General features: G+C 68.5%; 15 protein-coding genes. 11 read left to right on the top strand and 4 right to left on the bottom strand.

Annotated elements, in window-relative coordinates; all coding sequences use genetic code 11:
- Nucleotides 1–252: 252 nt before the first annotated feature.
- Together bfr (ACE3OU_RS05460) and bfr (ACE3OU_RS05455) are read right to left on the bottom strand one after the other, a co-directional pair.
- On the bottom strand, nt 253–726 hold the full coding sequence (gene bfr / locus ACE3OU_RS05460; protein WP_374240527.1) for a bacterioferritin: 474 nt from the start codon (nt 724–726) through the stop codon (nt 253–255).
- Between the two features lie 12 nt (nt 727–738).
- Nucleotides 739–1230 (bottom strand): bacterioferritin, encoded by a 492-nt coding sequence (gene bfr, locus ACE3OU_RS05455; protein ID WP_374240526.1) that lies wholly within the window; start codon nt 1228–1230, stop codon nt 739–741.
- Nucleotides 1231–1411: 181 nt separating this feature from the next.
- Here bfr (ACE3OU_RS05455) and ahpC point away from each other — a divergent pair, with 181 nt between their 5' ends.
- Together ahpC and ahpF are read left to right on the top strand one after the other, a co-directional pair.
- Nucleotides 1412–1975: an alkyl hydroperoxide reductase subunit C gene (ahpC, locus tag ACE3OU_RS05450; RefSeq protein ID WP_374240525.1), complete on the top strand. Its 564-nt coding sequence runs from the start codon at nt 1412–1414 to the stop codon at nt 1973–1975.
- Nucleotides 1976–2089: 114 nt separating this feature from the next.
- Nucleotides 2090–3631 carry an alkyl hydroperoxide reductase subunit F gene (ahpF, locus tag ACE3OU_RS05445; protein WP_374240524.1) on the top strand — a complete coding sequence of 514 codons (1542 nt, stop codon included), beginning with the start codon at nt 2090–2092 and terminating at the stop codon, nt 3629–3631.
- Between the two features lie 97 nt (nt 3632–3728).
- Here the strand turns inward: ahpF and ACE3OU_RS05440 are convergent, their stop codons facing one another.
- Nucleotides 3729–5045 carry a sigma-54 interaction domain-containing protein gene (locus tag ACE3OU_RS05440; protein ID WP_374240523.1) on the bottom strand — a complete coding sequence of 439 codons (1317 nt, stop codon included), beginning with the start codon at nt 5043–5045 and terminating at the stop codon, nt 3729–3731.
- A 187-nt stretch (nt 5046–5232) separates the two neighbouring features.
- Here ACE3OU_RS05440 and cydP point away from each other — a divergent pair, with 187 nt between their 5' ends.
- From cydP to ACE3OU_RS05395, 9 genes are all read left to right on the top strand, one after another.
- On the top strand, nt 5233–5415 hold the full coding sequence (gene cydP / locus ACE3OU_RS05435) for a cytochrome oxidase putative small subunit CydP (protein WP_374240522.1): 183 nt from the start codon (nt 5233–5235) through the stop codon (nt 5413–5415).
- A complete protein-coding gene (locus ACE3OU_RS05430; RefSeq protein WP_374240521.1) occupies nt 5405–6958 on the top strand; it encodes a cytochrome ubiquinol oxidase subunit I in 1554 nt (517 codons plus the stop codon). The genes cydP and ACE3OU_RS05430 overlap by 11 nt, the downstream gene beginning before the upstream one ends.
- Nucleotides 6959–6973: 15 nt before the next feature.
- Complete coding sequence (gene cydB, locus ACE3OU_RS05425) at nt 6974–8113, top strand: cytochrome d ubiquinol oxidase subunit II (protein ID WP_374240520.1); 1140 nt, start codon at nt 6974–6976, stop codon at nt 8111–8113.
- Nucleotides 8114–8125: 12 nt separating this feature from the next.
- Nucleotides 8126–8248 (top strand): cytochrome bd-I oxidase subunit CydX, encoded by a 123-nt coding sequence (cydX, locus tag ACE3OU_RS05420; protein ID WP_374240519.1) that lies wholly within the window; start codon nt 8126–8128, stop codon nt 8246–8248.
- On the top strand, nt 8238–8681 hold the full coding sequence (locus tag ACE3OU_RS05415) for a globin (protein ID WP_374240518.1): 444 nt from the start codon (nt 8238–8240) through the stop codon (nt 8679–8681). The genes cydX and ACE3OU_RS05415 overlap by 11 nt, the downstream gene beginning before the upstream one ends.
- Before the next feature lie 18 nt (nt 8682–8699).
- Nucleotides 8700–8984: a cyd operon YbgE family protein gene (locus ACE3OU_RS05410; RefSeq protein ID WP_374240517.1), complete on the top strand. Its 285-nt coding sequence runs from the start codon at nt 8700–8702 to the stop codon at nt 8982–8984.
- A 46-nt stretch (nt 8985–9030) separates the two neighbouring features.
- Nucleotides 9031–9513, top strand: a complete 483-nt coding sequence (locus tag ACE3OU_RS05405; RefSeq protein ID WP_374240516.1) for a hypothetical protein — start codon at nt 9031–9033, stop codon at nt 9511–9513.
- A 30-nt stretch (nt 9514–9543) separates the two neighbouring features.
- A complete protein-coding gene (locus tag ACE3OU_RS05400; protein WP_374240515.1) occupies nt 9544–10098 on the top strand; it encodes a rhodanese-like domain-containing protein in 555 nt (184 codons plus the stop codon).
- Nucleotides 10099–10391: 293 nt separating this feature from the next.
- A complete protein-coding gene (locus ACE3OU_RS05395) occupies nt 10392–11576 on the top strand; it encodes an MFS transporter (RefSeq protein ID WP_374240514.1) in 1185 nt (394 codons plus the stop codon).
- On the opposite strand, the gene ACE3OU_RS05390 is transcribed toward ACE3OU_RS05395, so the two are convergent.
- Nucleotides 11573–12016: a cytochrome C gene (locus ACE3OU_RS05390; RefSeq protein WP_374240513.1), complete on the bottom strand. Its 444-nt coding sequence runs from the start codon at nt 12014–12016 to the stop codon at nt 11573–11575. The two genes, ACE3OU_RS05395 and ACE3OU_RS05390, sit on opposite strands and share 4 nt — an antisense overlap.
- Nucleotides 12017–12098 lie beyond the last annotated feature (82 nt).

Here is a 12098-nt window from a genome sequence, read left to right as displayed (position 1 = left end):
CAAGCTTTACTGCCAGCCCCCGCGGGGGGCGGTGACGGCGCGGAGCGCCGGCACCGGGGGTCGTCCTCCGGCAGGAAAGCGCCGGGCCGCCCCAAGCTGTACTGCCAGCCCCCGCGGGGGGCGGTGACGGCGCGGAGCGCCGGCACCGGGGGTCGTCCTCCGGCAGGAAAGCGCCGGGCCGCCCCAAGCTTTACTGCCAGCCCCCGCGGGGGGCGGTGACGGCGCGGAGCGCCGGCACCGGGGGTCGTCCACTCAATCTTCGATCTGCGACTGCAGATAGTTGGGCAGGGTGATCGCGTCGATCAGGCCGAGCTGGGTCTCCAGCCAGTCGATGGCCGCCTCGCAGGCTTCCAGAAGCGCCTGCAGCAGGTCGCGGCTTACATAGTCGGCTTCGGCCTCGGCCAGCGCGATGGCCTGGACCAGCAGCGGGCGCTGGATCTCCTGCTCGTAGCGCAGGTCGTTGGCGAGGCATTCGGCCACGTTCTCGCCGATCAGCAGCTTGCCCAGGTTCTGCAGGTTGGGCAGCCCCTCCAGGAAGAGGACACGGCCGATCAGCGTGTCGGCCTCCTTCATCACCCGGATCGACTGCTTGTAGTTGTACTCGTCGAGCCGCTCGAAGCCCCAGTTGCCGAACATGCGGGCGTGCAGGAAATACTGGTTGATGGCGGTCAGTTCGTTGGTCAGCACCTTGTTAAGCATGCCGACGACGGTTTTGGTGCCTTTCATGGTGGCGCCTCCTCAGACCGGCTCGGCCGGAGCCGGGCCCATCTGGCTCTGCAGGTAGTTGGCGAGGCCGACGGCGTCGATCAGGCGCAGCTGCTTCTCGAGGTAGTAGGCGTGGTCCATCTCGGTGTCCTCGAGCTGGACCCGCAGCATGTCGCGGGTCACGTAGTCGCGGGCCTGCTCGCAGGCGGCGATGGCCTTCTTCAGTTCGCCGACCACGTGGTACTCCAGCGCCAGGTCGGCCTTCAGCATGTCGGGCACGGTCTGGCCCACCGTCATCGGCTGGCGCTTGTCCACGTGGGCCACGCCGCCGAGGAACACGATGCGCTGGATGATCGCGCGGGCGTGCTGCTTCTCGTGCTCGGACTCGTGGAGGGCTTTCCCGGCCAGCCGGCCGTAGCCCATGTCGGAATACAGCTCGCCGTGGATCAGGTATTGATCGACGGCGGTGAGCTCGCCCGCCAGCAACTCGTCGAGGATGGCGATGATGCCCGGATCTCCGTTCATGGCAGTTCTCCTGAGGGGTCCAAAACGCCAAGGCTCCCACCTCTCGGCGCGCGAATCAAGGACACCGGGCTTCAATAGAAAAAAAGAATCGCGATCATTCCGTCAATCAATTGGATCAATCGACGGAGGTTTTCTAATATTCGTTCCGTTGTCTTTCAACTTCAACCCAGGAGCAAACGACATGGCGATCATCAACAGCAAAGTGAAGCCCTTCAAGGCCGAGGCCTACCACAACGGCAAGTTCATCACCGTCACCGACACCGACCTGCAGGGCAAGTGGTCGATCTTCTTCTTCTACCCGGCCGACTTCACCTTCGTGTGCCCGACCGAGCTCGGCGACATGGCCGACCTGTACCCCGAGTTCCAGAAGCTCGGCGTCGAGGTGTACTCGGTGTCCACCGACACCCACTTCACCCACAAGGCCTGGCACGACGCCTCCGACACCATCAAGAAGATCGCCTACCCGATGATCGGCGACCCCACCGGCGCGATCACCCGCGGCTTCGACGTGATGATCGAGGAAGAAGGCCTGGCGCTGCGCGGCACCTTCGTGGTGAACCCGGAAGGCGAGATCAAGGTTGCCGAGATCCACGACCTGGGCATCGGCCGCGACGCCAGCGAGCTGCTCCGCAAGGTCAAGGCCGCCCAGTACGTGGCGAGCCACCCGGGCGAAGTCTGCCCCGCCAAGTGGAAGGAAGGCGAAGCCACCCTCGCCCCCTCCCTCGACCTGGTCGGCAAGATCTAAACTGACAGGTACACCCCGCCGGCCCGGCCGGCGCGGATTCCAGCGTCAAGCGCCCGCCCGGCGGGCGCTTCGCGACGGGATCCACCATTTTCTGAATTCTGAAGGGAGAACACCATGCTCGACGCCACCATCAAGGCTCAACTCGCGGCCTACCTCGAACGCCTGCAGCGCCCCATCGAACTCGTCGCCTCCCTGGACGACAGCGCCAAGGGCCAGGAACTCCACGCCCTGCTCGCCGACATCGCCAGCCTCTCCGCCAAGGTCGCCCTGCGCACCGACGGCCAGCACGCCCTGCGCCCGTCCTTCGGCGTCGCCGAGCCGGGCGAGGCCCCGCGCATCCACTTCGCCGGCATCCCGATGGGCCACGAGTTCACCTCCCTGGTGCTGGCCCTGCTGCAGACCGGCGGCCACCCGCCCAAGGTCGACGCGGCGGTGATCGAGCAGATCAAGGCCCTGCCCGGCACCTTCAACTTCGAGACCTTCATCTCGCTGTCCTGCCACAACTGCCCGGACGTGGTGCAGGCCCTCAACCTGATGGCCGTGGTGAACCCCGGCGTCACCAGCACGATGATCGACGGCGCGCTGTTCCAGGGCCTCGTCGAGGAGCGCCAGATCATGGCGGTGCCCACCGTCTTCCTCAACGGCGAGTCCTTCGGCCAGGGCCGCATGAGCATCGAGGAGATCGTCGCCAAGCTCGACACCGGCGCCGGCGCCCGCGCCGCCGCCGAGATCGGCCAGAAGGATGCCTTCGACGTGCTCGTCGTCGGCGGCGGCCCGGCCGGCGCGGCGGCGGCGGTGTATGCGGCCCGCAAGGGCATCCGCACCGGCGTGCTGGCCGAGCGCTTCGGCGGCCAGGTGATGGACACCCTGGGCATCGAGAACTTCATCTCGGTGCAGCACACCGAGGGGCCGAAGCTGGTCGCGGCGCTGGAGCAGCACGTCAAGGAATACGCGGTGGATGTGATGAACCTGCAGCGCGCCACCAGGCTGGTGCCGGGCGAGCTCATCGAGATCCAGCTCGAGAACGGCGCGACCCTCAAGAGCAAGACGGTGATCCTGTCCACCGGCGCCCGCTGGCGCGAGATGAACGTGCCCGGCGAGGCCGAGTACAAGGCCAAGGGCGTGTGCTTCTGCCCCCACTGTGACGGCCCGCTCTTCAAGGGCAAGCGCGTGGCGGTGATCGGCGGCGGCAACTCGGGGGTCGAGGCGGCCATCGACCTGGCCGGCATCGTCAGCCACGTGACCCTGCTGGAGTTCGCCGACCAGCTGCGCGCCGACGCGGTGCTGCAGGACAAGCTGGCCAGCCTGCCCAACGTCACGGTGATCAAGCAGGCCCAGACCACCGAGGTGCTCGGCGACGGCCAGAAGGTGACCGGCATCCGCTACAAGGACCGGGTGAGCGGCAGCGAGCAGGTGGTCGAGCTCGAAGGCATCTTCGTGCAGATCGGCCTGCTGCCCAACACCGACTGGCTGAAGGGCACCGTCGAGCTGTCGAAGCACGGCGAGATCATCATCGACGCCAGGGGCCAGACCTCGGTGCCGGGCGTGTTCGCCGCCGGCGACTGCACCACCGTGCCCTACAAGCAGATCATCATCGCGATGGGCGCCGGCGCCACCGCCGCCCTCAGCGCCTTCGACCACCTGATCCGCGCCTGATCGGCATCTGACGCCCCCGCCTCCCCTCCAGGCCCCGCCCGGCTGAAGCTCAGCCCGGCGGGGCTTGTTGCGTCCGGGCGGCGTGGGTGGACGCCGCTCAGGGCAGCTTGCGGATCCGCCGGTAGAGCGTCCGTTCGCTCATCCCCAGCTCGGCGGCGAGGGCCCGGCGGGAGCCCGGATAGCTGCGCAGCAGGCCGGCGAGCTCCGCATCGCTCAGCGTGCGGGGAGGCGCGCTGCGTGGCGGGCGGCGGACAAGCGGCGCCCCCTCCGCCCCGCCGGGCTCGCCCAGCTCATCGGGCAGGTGACGGCGCTGCACGGTGTCGCCGTCGCACATCAGGCTGGCCCGTTCGAGAATGTTGCGCAGCTCCCGCACGTTGCCCGGGTAATCGTAGGCCTGCAGGCAGGCCAACGCCTCGGCGTCGAGCCGCAGCACCCGCTCGGGGGCGACCCGGCCGAGGAGCGCCTCCGCCAGCAGGGGGATGTCTTCCCGCCGCTCGCGCAGGGCCGGCAGACAGATCGGGAAGGCATTGACGCGGTAGAACAGGTCCTGCCTGAAGCGGCCTTCGGCCACGCGGGCCTTCAGCGGCTGGTGGGTGGCGGAGATCAGGCGGATGTCGGCACGGATCAGCTCGGTGCCGCCCACCCGCCGGTAGGTGCCGGTTTCGAGCAGGCGCAGCAGCTTGACCTGCATCGGCAACGGGATGTCACCCAGCTCGTCGAGGAACAGCGTGCCGCCGCTGGCCGCCTCCACCAGCCCGACCTTGCGCGCGCTGGCGCCGGTGAAGGCGCCCCGCTCGTGGCCGAACAGCTCGCTCTCGAAGAGGGTTTCGGTGAGGCCGGCGCAGTCCACCGCCACGAAGGGCCGCGCAGTGCGCCGGCTGGCCTCGTGGATGGCCTGGGCGACGAGTTCCTTGCCGGTACCCGACTCGCCCTGGAGCAGCACCGTGGCGTCGGAGGGCGCGACCCGGGCGACCAGCTCCAGCATGTGCCGGAAAGCCGGCGCGCGGCCGATCAGGCCCTGGGCGTCGGCGAGGCCGCGGGCCACCGGCAGCGGCTCCAGCTTCTCGATGAAATACGCGATCTCCCCGTCGCGGCCGCGGATCGGCGACAGCTCGATGTTCTCGTAGCTCTCGCCGGTGGAGGTGTGATGCAGATGGACCACGCGCTCCCGCTGGCCGGATTCGAGGCTGCGGGCCAGCGGGCAGGATTCGCCGGCCTGGTCGCAGGGCACCGGGTAACGGTGGGAGACCTCGAAGCACTTGCGGCCGATGAGCTCGTCCCCGGCGCCGCAGTTGGCCCGATAGGCGGCGTTGGCAGCCAGGATGCGGTAGTGGCGGTCGCACAGGATGTGCGGCTCGGGCAGGGTCTCGAGGAAGGAGACGAGTTCGGGCAAGGGCTGGGGGCTGTCTGCCATGGCGCTGATTTTCTGCCAAATAATCTGCCAGATGCTGTCACGGCAGCGCCTGGCGGTCAATCGGCTGCGGCCAATTGTCACCTGCGACAAAATGCAAGCCCTTGATACAGGACGTGTTTAAGGCAGATGGGCAGAATGGCACGGCTCTTGATTAGCCCTTCTTACAAAACATCGAGGCTGCCAGACCGTGCCCAACCCCGACTCACCCCTGCGCCGTCACCTGGGCTGGATCATCGCCCTCAAGCTCGCGGCGATCCTCGCCCTGTGGTGGTGCTTCGTCCGCGACGCGGGCGTGGCCGTCGATCCGGCCGCGGTCTCCAGGCAGTTCGCCCCCAACCCCGTTTCGCAAGGAGCACCCGATGGTCAGTGAACAACTGGTCGACCTCTCGCGGCTGCAGTTTGCCGCCACTGCCCTCTACCACTTCCTCTTCGTGCCGCTGACCATCGGCATGGTGTGGATGCTGGTCATCATGGAGTCGGTCTATGTACTGACCGGCAAACCCCTCTACAAGGACATGACCCGTTTCTGGGGCAAGCTCTTCGGCATCAACTTCGCGCTGGGCGTCACCACCGGGATCACCCTGGAGTTCCAGTTCGGCACCAACTGGGCCTATTACTCCCACTACGTGGGCGACATCTTCGGGGCGCCGCTGGCCATCGAGGGGCTGATGGCGTTCTTTCTCGAGTCCACAATGATCGGCCTGTTCTTCTTCGGCTGGGACCGCCTGTCGCGCAAGCAGCACCTGCTCGTCACCCTGCTGATGGCGCTGGGGACCAACCTGTCGGCGCTGTGGATCCTGATCGCCAACGGCTGGATGCAGAACCCGGTGGGCGCCGAGTTCAGCTACGTGACGATGCGCATGGAGATGACCGACTTCTGGGCGGTGGTGTTCAACCCGGACGCCCAGGCCAAGTTCGTGCACACCGTGTCGGCGGGCTATGTGACGGGGGCCATGTTCGTGCTGTCGATCTCGTCGTGGTACCTGCTCAAGCGTCGCGACGTGGAGTTTGCCAAACGCAGCTTCGGCATCGCGGCGGCCTTCGGCTTTGCATCGGTGTGCTCGGTGATCGTGCTCGGCGACGAATCCGGCTACACGGTCGGCGAGGCCCAGCAGACCAAACTGGCGGCGATGGAGGCCATGTGGGAAACCGAGCCCGCGCCGGCCGCCTTCAACCTCGTCGCCGTGCCCAATGAAACGGAGATGAAGAACGACTTCGCGATCGAGATCCCGTGGGTGATGGGCCTCATCGGCACCCGCTCGGTGGACAGGCAGATCCCGGGCATCAAGGAGATCAAGCTCAAGAACCGGGAACGCATCGTGTCGGGCATCGAGGCCGTCAAGGCCCTCGACCTGCTGCGCAAGAACGCCAGCGACAGCGCCGCACGGGAACGCTTCGAGGCACACAAGGCCGACCTGGGCTTCGGGCTGCTGCTCAAGAAATACGTGAGCGATTTCAGCCAGGTCACCCCGGCGCTCATCGACAGGGCGATGCACGACACCGTGCCCAGGGTAGCCCCGCTGTTCTGGAGCTTCCGCCTGATGGTGGCGCTGGGCCTCGCGATGCTGCTCGTCTTTGGCCTGGCCCTGTGGCACTCCGTGAAAGGCGACTTTGCCGACAAGCCCTGGCTGCTGCGGGCCGCGCTGCTGTCGCTGCCGATGCCGTGGATCGCCTGCGAGGTGGGCTGGTTCGTGGCCGAATACGGCCGCCAGCCGTGGACCATCTACGGCGTGCTGCCCACCCACCTGTCGGTGTCCACCCTCAGCGTCGACAGCCTGTACGGGTCGCTGGCCGGCTTTGTCGGCTTCTACACCGTGCTGCTGGTGGTCGAGATGTACCTGATGGTGCGCTTCGCCAGACAAGGCCCCGGCAGCCTCGGCACCGGCCGCTACGCCAACGAAGCCCACGCCTGAACCGGAGAGACGACAATGCTGGACTACGAAACCCTCAAGCTCATCTGGTGGCTGCTCGTCGGCGTGCTGCTGGCGGGCTTTGCGATCATGGACGGCCACGACATGGGCGTCGGCACCCTGCTGCCCTTCGTCGGCAAGAACGACACCGAGCGGCGGGTGGTGATCAATACCGTCGGCCCCCACTGGGACGGCAACCAGGTGTGGTTCATCACCGGCGGCGGCGCGATCTTCGCCGCGTGGCCGCTGGTGTACGCCACCGCCTTCTCGGGCTTCTACTGGGCGATGCTGGCCGTGCTGTGGGCACTGTTCTTCCGCCCGGTGGGCTTCGACTACCGCAGCAAGATCCACCACCCCACCTGGCGCAACACCTGGGACTGGGGGCTGTTTGTCGGCGGGGCGGTACCGCCGCTGATCTTCGGGGTGGCCTTCGGCAACCTCTTTCAGGGCGTGCCCTTCACCTTCGACGATCATCTGGTGTCCACCTACTCGGGCAGCTTCTGGGCGCTGCTCAACCCCTTCGCGCTGCTGTGCGGCGTGGTGTCGACGGCCCTGATCACCTTCCATGGCGCCATCTACCTGACCCATCGCACCCAGGGCGAGATCCAGTGGCGGGCCCTGCGGGCTGCCGGCTTCTTCGGCGGGCTGCTGGTGCTGGCCTTTGCCGCCGCCGGGGTGTGGCTGTGGATGGCGATCCCCGGCTACGTGATCCAGTCGGCGGTCGATGGCGCGGCCTTGCCCAACCCGCTGGCCAAGACGGTGGTGCGGGAGGCCGGCGCATGGTTCGCCAACTACCGCCGCTACCCGGCCACGCTGGCGCTGCCGGTGCTGGGCTTTGCCGGGGTGATCGCCGCCCAGGCCCTGGCACGCTCCGGGCGCACGATGGCGGCCTTCTGGGCCTCGTCGCTGGCCATCGCCGGGGTGATCGGCACCGCCGGGGCGGCGCTGTTCCCCTTCATCATGCCTTCGTCCATCGACCCCGACGCCAGCCTCACCGTGTGGGACAGCGTCTCCAGCCAGCGCACCCTCGGCATCATGCTGTGGGCGACGCTGATCTTCATGCCCATCATCATCCTGTACACCAGCTGGGCCTACCGGGTGATGGGCGGCAAGGTGACCGCCGCCTACGTGCGCGAAAACAGCCATTCGGCCTACTGAGGAGAACACGACATGTGGTATTTCACCTGGATCCTGGGCATCGGTTTCGCCGTGCTGCTGGCGATCGTCAACGCCCTGTGGGCCGAGCACGAGGCCAGCCGCGAATCCACGAGGCAGCCCGCCGATGAGCGCTGATCTCTACGCCCGCCTGGGCGACGCGGGCATCGAGCAGCTGGTCGACCGCCTCTACCACTGGATGGAGCACCTGCCCGAGGCCCACGAGGCCCACCGCCTCCACGGGCCGGACCTCGGCGAGGTCAAGCGCCGGCTGGGCGCCTTCCTGAGCGGCTGGCTGGGCGGGCCGGACCGCTACCGGCCCCTGTACGGCGAGCCGATGATGCGGCGCCGCCACTTCCCCTTTCCCATCGGCCCGGCCGAGCGCGACGCCTGGATGGCGGCCCTCGCCGAAGCCCTGGCCGAGGTGGCCGGCGATGATCCCGACCTACACGACGCGCTGCTGATGCGCTTTGCCGCGATGGCCGAGCACATGCGCAACCGGGACCACACCGGCAGCCCCGTGGGCGCCTGCGGCCACTCGCCCGGTCAAGCAACGAAACCCGTCGCTTGACGGCCCGAAGGCAAGCCCATGCCCCACGTCACGCCGCCCCCCATGCCGCCCCGGATGCACCTGCCCAGCCTGCTCGCCGCGCTCGCGATCATGCTCGTCGGCACGCTGTACCCACCCCTGATGGCAGACATGACCGGCAAGGCAGACCACGCCCTGGCGCTGGCCCTGCTCCTGGCCATGAGCGCCGGCCTGGTCCGCGGCGTGGGCTTCGTGCCGTACCATGTGCTCTGGCGCGTCGTCTTTTCCGGGTGGACCTGCGCCGTCGCGCTGGCCGTCGCGGTCGTCCTGAAGGCCCAGCACTGATGCCCGGTCGGACCATTACCCCCTTCTTGCCCAAGGAAACCCCGTCATGCGCACCGCCCGCCTCCACTTCGCCGCCCTCTCCCTCGCAATGGGCCTGCCGCTCGCCAGCCTGGCGGCCCCCTACGGCATCGGGAGCGCCCTGCCAGCCTTCAGCCTGGAGGATCAGCATGGCAAGCCGGTGAGCGTGCAGCCCGACACCCGGCTCGTCATCTTTGCCGCCGACAAGGCCGCCAGCGACCTGGCCAACGAGGTGCTCGGCAACGAGAAGGAAGGGGTTCTCGAACGCCTGCAGGCGGTCTACCTGGCGGACATCAGCGGCATGCCGGCGCTGGTCACCCGCATGTTCGCGTTGCCCGCCATGCGCGGCCTGCCCTTTCCGATCGGCCTCGCCCGGGAGGCCGGCGTGCTGGCCGACCTCCCGCGCCAGAAGGGCGCCGTGTCGGTGATCCGCCTCGGCGACGGCAAGGTGTCGCGCGTGGATCACGCCCAGGACGCCACCCAGCTCAAGACCCTGCTCGGCCTGCGCTGAGGCCCGCCCCCCTTTCACCCGGAGAACCCCATGCTCAAGCAACTGCTTGTCGCCGCCACCCTCGGCCTCGCCAGCCTGCCGGCCCTGGCCATCGACATCGCGATCGCCCCCGGCGAAACCTACCTGCGTGTCACCCGGGGGGACAAGAACATCCTGTTCGTGGACGTACGCGACCCGGTGGAGATCATGTTCGTCGGCTTCACCGACGTCGCGCACGTGAACGTGCCCTTCCTGCTGGTGGACCGCAGCGCGTGGGACGACAAGCGCAACATCTTCCGGCTCCACCAGAACCCCGACTTCCTCCGCCAGATCCAGGCCGAGCTCGACCGGCGCGGGCTTGGCAGGGACGCGGAGATCATCACCATGTGCCGCTCCGGCAGCGAGCGGGGCGAACCCAGCGCCGCCTTCCTGCGCGCCAACGGCTACCCCAACGCCCGCTTCGTGATCGACGGCTTCCAGGGCCCGGCCCTCAAGGACGGCCCCCAGGCCGGGCTGCGCCTCCAGGGCGGCTGGCAGAACAGTGGCCTGCCGTGGAGCAGCAGGATGAACCCCGAGAAAATCCACCGCACCGATCGCCGGCCCTGAGCACACCCCCTCGCATGGCCGAACGTCGGTCAGGCAGCGTCCTCCCGGCCCTTGGCACCGCGCTACCCTCCTTACCACCGGGGTGATCCCGGCCCCGGCCGCACGCACAGTGCGGGCCGCACAGTGGGAGGAGATCGGCCAGCCAGCGCGAGACAGGCCCCGGGGGGGCTGAGCACCGGAACTCAAGTTGGCGGAGGTGCGGGCGCGCCCTGTGCTACCTTTGCCTGCAAAGACGCCCACCGGCCCGCACAACCGGCGGCGGCGCTCTCCTCCTCCAGCCGGACTCCCCCCTGATGATCGACCGCACGCTCCTCCGCAACATCCTCCTGCTGGCCGCCTGCCAGGGCATGCTGCTCTGCAACGGTGTCACCCTGATCGCCGTCAATGGCCTGGTTGGACGCCAGCTGGCACCGACCCCCACCCTCGCCACGCTGACGATCACCGGCTACGTGATCGGCGCGGCGCTGCTCACGCTGCCGGCCTCCCGCTTCATGCGGCGCTTCGGCCGGCGGGCAGGCTTCATGTTGGGCGCAGTGCTCGGCATCTGCGGCGGGCTGCTGTGCGCCCAGGCGGTGCATGTCCAGAGCTTCTGGCTGCTCTGCCTGGGCACCTTCACCGCCGGCGGCTACAACGCCTTCGGCCTGCAGTACCGCTTCGCCGCCGCCGACATGGCGCCCGCCGACTGGAAACCCAAGGCCATCTCCTACACCCTGGCCGGCGGCATCATGGGCGGCTTCATCGGCCCCGCCCTCGGCAACCTGACACGCAACGCCTGGGGCGCCGAGTTCCTCACCACCTACGCCTCGCTGTCGGCCTTCGCGCTGATCGCGCTGCTGATCGCGGCGATGCTGAAGATCCCCGACGAGACCGCGGCGACGCACAGCCGCGAAGGCAGCCGTCCGTGGGCGGAGATCGCCCGCCAGCCGGCCTTCATCGTCGCGGTGCTGGCCGCCGCCATCGGCTACGGCACGATGAACCTGCTGATGGCCGCCACGCCGCTGGCGATGGACGTCTGCGGGCTGGGCTTCGGCGACGTGGCTTTCGTGCTGCAATGGCACGTGCTGGGAATGTACGCGCCCTCCTTCTTCACCGGCACCCTGATCCGCCGCGTCGGCGTGCTGCCGGTGCTGCTGGCCGGGGCGGCGCTGATGCTGGGCTGCATCGGGCTGGCTTCGGGCGGTGTCTCGCTGCTGCACTTCTGGTGGGCGCTGTTCCTGCTCGGGATCGGCTGGAACTTCCTGTACATCGGTGGGACCACCCTGCTCACCGAGACCTACCGGCCGGCGGAGCGGGCGATGGTCCAGGGCAGCAACGACTTCATGGTGTTCGCGGTGCAGGCCGTCTCGTCGGTGTCGGCCGGGGCGCTGGTCCTCGGCCAGGGGTGGTCGACCCTCAACCTGTATGCGCTGCCGGCCGTGGGCAGCGTGGCGGCGCTGACCATCGTCCTGATGTGGCGGCGCCGGCTGGCCGCCGGCTAGTGCAGGCGGTAGGCGTGGTGGCAGGCCACGCAGCCGGCGGTGAGGCCCGGCAGGCGGGCCAGCGCCTGCTCCCGGTCGCCGGCCGCGGCAGCCCGGGCGAAATCCGAAGCCGCGCGGTGCCCCGCCATGCCGATCTCGTGCATCGCCGCTGGCATGTGGGCGCCGGGCCGGGCCTCCAGCGGCTGCGTCCGGTGCTTGCCCATCGACGCGATCCCCAGCTTTTCCTCCGCCAGTTGCCCCGCTTCGGCGAGCTTGCCCTCGGCGAGCAGGGTCGTCACCTCGTTGATGGCCAGCAGGTTGCCGAGCATCTCCTGGCGCAGGGCGGCCTGGGCGGGCGCCGGCATCGTCACGAGCTGGCGAGTATCCTCGCCAAAGGCGCTGCCGGCCGCCACAAGGACGCCCAGGGCGCCCAGGGCGCCCAATAGCCTCTTGATCCGCATGGAGTTTCTCCTGGTGATGTGCTGAAGGGCAGACAAAAAAGGCCGGTGCGAAGACCGGCCTTTTTCGGATGCTTGCGGCAGG

This window comes from Zoogloea sp. (assembly GCF_041908905.1).
GTDB lineage: Bacteria > Pseudomonadota > Gammaproteobacteria > Burkholderiales > Rhodocyclaceae > Zoogloea.
This window is presented reverse-complemented; position numbering and strand designations above follow the sequence as displayed.

Coding starts and splice junctions, on each gene's coding strand:
- cydB (WP_374240520.1), top strand. CDS start 6,974: ATGCTGGACTACGAAACCCTCAAGCTCATCTGGTGGCTGCTCGTCGGC.
- ACE3OU_RS05400 (WP_374240515.1), top strand. CDS start 9,544: ATGCTCAAGCAACTGCTTGTCGCCGCCACCCTCGGCCTCGCCAGCCTG.
- ACE3OU_RS05405 (WP_374240516.1), top strand. CDS start 9,031: ATGCGCACCGCCCGCCTCCACTTCGCCGCCCTCTCCCTCGCAATGGGC.
- ACE3OU_RS05430 (WP_374240521.1), top strand. CDS start 5,405: ATGGTCAGTGAACAACTGGTCGACCTCTCGCGGCTGCAGTTTGCCGCC.
- bfr (WP_374240526.1), bottom strand. CDS start 1,230: ATGAACGGAGATCCGGGCATCATCGCCATCCTCGACGAGTTGCTGGCG.
- ACE3OU_RS05390 (WP_374240513.1), bottom strand. CDS start 12,016: ATGCGGATCAAGAGGCTATTGGGCGCCCTGGGCGCCCTGGGCGTCCTT.
- ahpF (WP_374240524.1), top strand. CDS start 2,090: ATGCTCGACGCCACCATCAAGGCTCAACTCGCGGCCTACCTCGAACGC.
- bfr (WP_374240527.1), bottom strand. CDS start 726: ATGAAAGGCACCAAAACCGTCGTCGGCATGCTTAACAAGGTGCTGACC.
- ACE3OU_RS05395 (WP_374240514.1), top strand. CDS start 10,392: ATGATCGACCGCACGCTCCTCCGCAACATCCTCCTGCTGGCCGCCTGC.
- ACE3OU_RS05415 (WP_374240518.1), top strand. CDS start 8,238: ATGAGCGCTGATCTCTACGCCCGCCTGGGCGACGCGGGCATCGAGCAG.
- ACE3OU_RS05440 (WP_374240523.1), bottom strand. CDS start 5,045: ATGGCAGACAGCCCCCAGCCCTTGCCCGAACTCGTCTCCTTCCTCGAG.
- ACE3OU_RS05410 (WP_374240517.1), top strand. CDS start 8,700: ATGCCCCACGTCACGCCGCCCCCCATGCCGCCCCGGATGCACCTGCCC.
- cydX (WP_374240519.1), top strand. CDS start 8,126: ATGTGGTATTTCACCTGGATCCTGGGCATCGGTTTCGCCGTGCTGCTG.
- ahpC (WP_374240525.1), top strand. CDS start 1,412: ATGGCGATCATCAACAGCAAAGTGAAGCCCTTCAAGGCCGAGGCCTAC.